Source organism: Bradyrhizobium hipponense, from assembly GCF_008123965.1.
GTDB classification, from domain to species: domain Bacteria; phylum Pseudomonadota; class Alphaproteobacteria; order Rhizobiales; family Xanthobacteraceae; genus Bradyrhizobium; species Bradyrhizobium hipponense.
In genome coordinates this window covers 1-4,574 of record NZ_VSTH01000245.1, presented here as the reverse complement: position 1 = coordinate 4,574, position 4,574 = coordinate 1, and the positions used below count along the sequence as shown (strand labels likewise).

At 58.0% G+C, this 4,574-nt stretch carries 2 protein-coding genes and 2 pseudogenes; 3 read left to right on the top strand and 1 reads right to left on the bottom strand.

The features are described from left to right. Nucleotides 1-763 precede the first annotated feature (763 nt). From FXV83_RS41120 to tnpA, 3 genes and pseudogenes are all read left to right on the top strand, one after another. A complete protein-coding gene (locus FXV83_RS41120; protein ID WP_148745724.1) occupies nt 764-979 on the top strand; it encodes a hypothetical protein in 216 nt (71 codons plus the stop codon). A 699-nt stretch (nt 980-1,678) separates the two neighbouring features. Next, nucleotides 1,679-3,199 carry a porin gene (locus FXV83_RS41115; RefSeq protein ID WP_148745723.1) on the top strand — a complete coding sequence of 507 codons (1,521 nt, stop codon included), beginning with the start codon at nt 1,679-1,681 and terminating at the stop codon, nt 3,197-3,199. Nucleotides 3,200-3,713: 514 nt separating this feature from the next. Further along, a pseudogene (gene tnpA / locus FXV83_RS45615) lies at nt 3,714-4,058 on the top strand (IS66-like element accessory protein TnpA); the annotation flags it as partial. A 45-nt stretch (nt 4,059-4,103) separates the two neighbouring features. Here the strand turns inward: tnpA and FXV83_RS41105 are convergent. Then, nucleotides 4,104-4,494, bottom strand: a pseudogene (locus FXV83_RS41105) (helix-turn-helix domain-containing protein); the annotation flags it as partial. Nucleotides 4,495-4,574 lie beyond the last annotated feature (80 nt).

Below are 4,574 nucleotides of genomic sequence, written 5' to 3'. Positions count from 1 at the left end.
GGGTGCTTCATGCCGCTTACTGATAGCGGCCGGCATAAAACGGGGACGGAAGTCCTTTGAAGAGGCCTTTGGCCGTTATGTGTAACCCGTGATGCGCCGCGCGCACGTTACGCGTCCGCCCAATACGCTTCCGATGCGCTGGTGTCCGAGGTAGATACCGGGGACTGGGATGTGGCCCGAAAGCTCACGGACCACGGCCCTGGATATCCCGGCTTCCTAAGGAGAACAGAGGCCGGGCGAAGGCTGGCGGCGTCATGATCTCGTGCAAGTCCGCCCGAAACAATCGACACCAAGTGGTGCACTGAGGCATAAGAGTCAAGATTGCACAGCACCGGGTAGATTGACCGAATGCGGGAGCAAACGCAGATAGATTGTTGCACAGGAGATCCACGATCATCACGCTTCGGCGCGGTCCTTTTCGGATGCGACTAGAATTTGGGAACGCCGCTGGTCTTCATTGAATCGGCTGAACGCGAGATTGTGCCTTTGATCAGCCGCGGCTCAACTTGGCAATAAACGTGAGATCTTGTCGATCGGCGAGACACTTCATCGCCGCGATTGGCTCAATCCATTGCAGCTTGCGAGCGTGGCCCTCAATCGCCGACGGGTATCGCGCTTGAGCTGAGCATCGATCGTAATCGCCTCTCCACTGGGAACGATATACATCTGACTCATGTAACCGGGAGTTCGCGTCTCGCAGTAACCTTTACGCTTGAAGTCAAAGCGCGAAGTGAGATCGCTCGTGTATAGCGCGACAATCTGGATGGGAAGTTCCATCCTGATTGCCGCGCGGCACTGGCGACTGCTGTTCCGGCACGACAAGCATCTGATGCACTGCAGCCGGCAGCGATCCGCTGCTCGCGCAGTGCACGTCATCGTCTGGTCGCCTCCCGTTGTCGAACTCGTTCACGACGTCGATGCCGTTGCCCTTGCGCGCGACCGCAAGATCATGGTTGTCCCTAGAGAAGATGGCAAGTAGGCCGCACATCTAACTTAAGATCGGGATCGGTGCAACGCCCAGTGATTGGCCTCTTCAGCCCGTGCGAAAGACACCAGCTTCATCGCTAGTCGCAATCAATGGAGAGCAAAGCACCCAGTCGATTGTAACCACGCGCGAGCATTCGATCGACTAAGCGTCGAGCGCTTAGCCGGCGATCTTGGGCATGGCTGGAGTTACCAGCCGACACTTTTGGCTATCTCACCCAGCGACCGAGTATGCGTAAGCTGAAGTCTATCGAGGGTGCGGAGCAGGTGCCTGCGGCTGCCAGAAATCGGTCGTCCAAGACCTCTTCACCATCAGCATCCACCACTGTGAGGAGCTTCACTCGTTTCAAGTAGTTATGCGTATGCGCTGCTCGCCGGCGTGAACTGGATCGCGCACAGATGTGGTTGCGACATCGTACAAAACGTACCGATCTGAGGTCGCAACAACACGGCTGCAGAGCGGCCGTCTGGATCTGTCCGTTACGTACAGAGTTTCTGCGCCAATACGGGACGCAATCTGTCAAACGTAAATGGGCGAGCGGCGGAATAATCCGCACCGCGACGTTCACTGGTTCAAGCTACTGGTTGACGTTCGACGATGCCCTGCAGGTCGAGAATGATTAGGGGCGGGGGCGAAGGTGGTCGGCTCTTCCGCAGCCGGCACCTTACAGGCCAGACAATTTGGAGGACTTTTATGAAGATGGTGAAGAGCCTTTTGCTCGGTTCGGCGGCGGGATTGATTGCTACAGGCGGAGCGCAGGCGGCCGATCTGCCCGTTAAGGCCAAAGCGATCGAATACGTGAAGATCTGCTCGCTGTATGGAGCTGGATTCTACTATATCCCAGGCACCGACACATGCATCAAGCTGGGTGGTTATCTGCGCGCCGATGCTGTGCTGGCCACAGCCTCTGACCTTAGCGCTGCCGCCAGCGGCGTGTCTGGTGCCCATAACCGGCTGAGCAACTACTACACGACGAGGACCCGCCAAGATTTGCAAATCGATACGCGCACCGCGACCGAATACGGCGTGGTTCGGACGTTCGCCGAACTCGCGTTTACCTGGACCAGCGGCACCTACAGCGGTGCTGGCACAACTGCCGTAAATGGCTCGACCGCTTACACTTCATCGGTCGGTTCTGCGGTCGCTGGCGGATCGCTCGGTGTCTACTACGCCTTTATTCAGTTCGCCGGGTTCACATTTGGTAAGGCGGAGTCGCAGTTCAGAACCCCCTGGGCCGAATATCCCGCGAACAATATGGAGCTGCCGGGTAGCGCCGGTTGGGATCCGGTGAACCAGGTCAGCTATACCGCTGATTTCGGTCAGGGCATCACGGCTTCTTTCTCCGCCCAAGATCAGGTCCCAAACTACACGACCAACATTTGGAACGTGAGTGGCGCGACGGCAGCAGGAATTGCGACCGGTTCGTATGGTGCCAATGATATCGGCGGTTCGCGAGCGCCAGACCTCGTGGCGAGGGTCCGTGTTGACCAAGCTTGGGGGCTCTTCCAAGCGTCGTTCGCCGCGCACGACAACCATGCGGCCTACTATGGCGCGTCCGAAGTCACCGACCATCCCGGGGACAAATGGGGCTGGGCCGGACAGTTGGCCTTGTCGATCAAAAACATCCCGACCGGCGCGGGTGACACGATCAATTTGACCGGCGTATATACGAACGGCGCGAGCGCGTACAACTTCCACGACTACCTGCCCTTCACCTTCGCGATGTACGGTGGTACCGGCCTAGCTGGTGCATATCAAAGTCTCGGGGTTAGTGGTGTATCGGACTCTGTGTTTGTCACGGGCGCTGGGCAGGAGCTAACCACAACCTACGGGTTCAACGGTGGCTATACTCACAATTGGGATCCATACTGGAATACGTCGATTTACGGCGCATGGGGTGCTGTCCGGTACAACAACACGGCCAAGGGCTACATCTGCGGTGCGGTCGTCGCAACTGTCGCTCTCTCGAGCGGTCTTGCCGGCTGCAATCCCGACTTCAACTACGCAGTTGTCGGCACGAAGTCGTCCTGGACTCCGGTCAAGAACCTGACTTTCTCAGCTGAACTCGCGTATGCGATGCTCGATCAAAAATATGCAAGCGGAAGCACTGTGACTCTCCCGCTACAATCGGGGATCGCAAAACCTGCTGCCGCCTATGAGCTGAAGGACCAGAACAGCCTCGTGCTGCTGCTCCGCGCTCAGCGCAACTTCTAGACTCTATTCAAACTAGCGAAGGAGAAAACGCGACTTCATAGATGTAAAACTGACCTCCAAGGAAGGCCTCCGGCATGCCCGCCGGAGGTCTTTTGGCGTCAGATGTCAATTTTCAAAGTGAGGGCGAACGCGGACTCGTTACGCAGACCAGTTGGTACCAAACCGTGGCGGCTGGCGATATCGTCAATGCGTCTAAAACTGCAGGTGCCGCCTTCAACCTAAGCTGCGCGGAGTGGCAAGAAGGGGAAAGAGCAGTTCTAGTCCGATGCCGAGTCGTATCTCGTCTGGCGGTGATTTCGAGTCATCAATGAAATTCCGCAGTCAAGGCCAGCCGTTATTCATTCGATCGCTTCAGATACGGTACGGCGAAACACGAGAGCAGCCAAGTTTGCCTGCCGGAATTGCGCGTCATCACGTAGGCCTTCGAGGAAAGACGGCTTGTGGCGGTCTGGTCTGATGGTTGAGAACTGTACGTTTGGGCGCCCATACGATCAGTGCGTTAAATCGACTTGAAGTGGTGGAGACAGGCCGGCGGCGGCGTTGGTCTGAGGAGGAGAAAACGCGGATTGTTTTGGAAAGCATGTCTGAGCCGAGTCTGGTTGCGGCGACGGCGCGGCGATATGGCCTGTCGCGTTCTCTGCTGGTGACTTGGCGAAGAGCCGTCGCGGCGAACCGGACAAAATCCGAGGCTGGCTTTGTCAGGGCAGTTGTGGCCGAGGATGGGCCTGTGGCGTCGGCGGCGGCTTCATCGCTCAGTGCGACAGCACATTCGACCGAGCGTCGGATTGAGATCGAGCCGGCAGGTCGGCGGCGCATCATTGTCGATCCGGGCGTCGACGTTGAGGCGCTTCGCCGGATCACCGAGGCTCTGGATCCGCGATGTTTCCGATCACTATGGGAGTTCGGGCTGCAAGCCGAACGCGGTCCACATTCGGCGGATCGTGGTGTGAGAAAAGCCAATTTCCGCAGCCATCGAGCGGATCGACCAGTGCGTCGACGTCGGGCGGCATCGTACGCAATGTCCGCTCGATTACCTCGGCAACCTGATCATCGTCGACGGTTCGAGGGCGGCCAGGGCGGCCTTCGTCAAACAGGCCATCACAGCGATGGATGCCAAGTTCGGCACCCACAGACTTGCTTGGCAGACCATCTGCACACCGCAGGATCGCGCGGCACCGCTCAGATAGCGATCGGGCTACACGATGACGACGAACTTGCCTCTCCAAGTACGCCCGCTCCTGCGGACTCAGCACCAACGGCGCGATCGGCCGGCCTTTCACACCTGCATTCGCCACGAGCGCTCTCCTGTCTAGAGATTCGAGCGATCAACTAATGTCACGAACTTGCGTTCCAGATGACTAGGGTCCAGACTCAA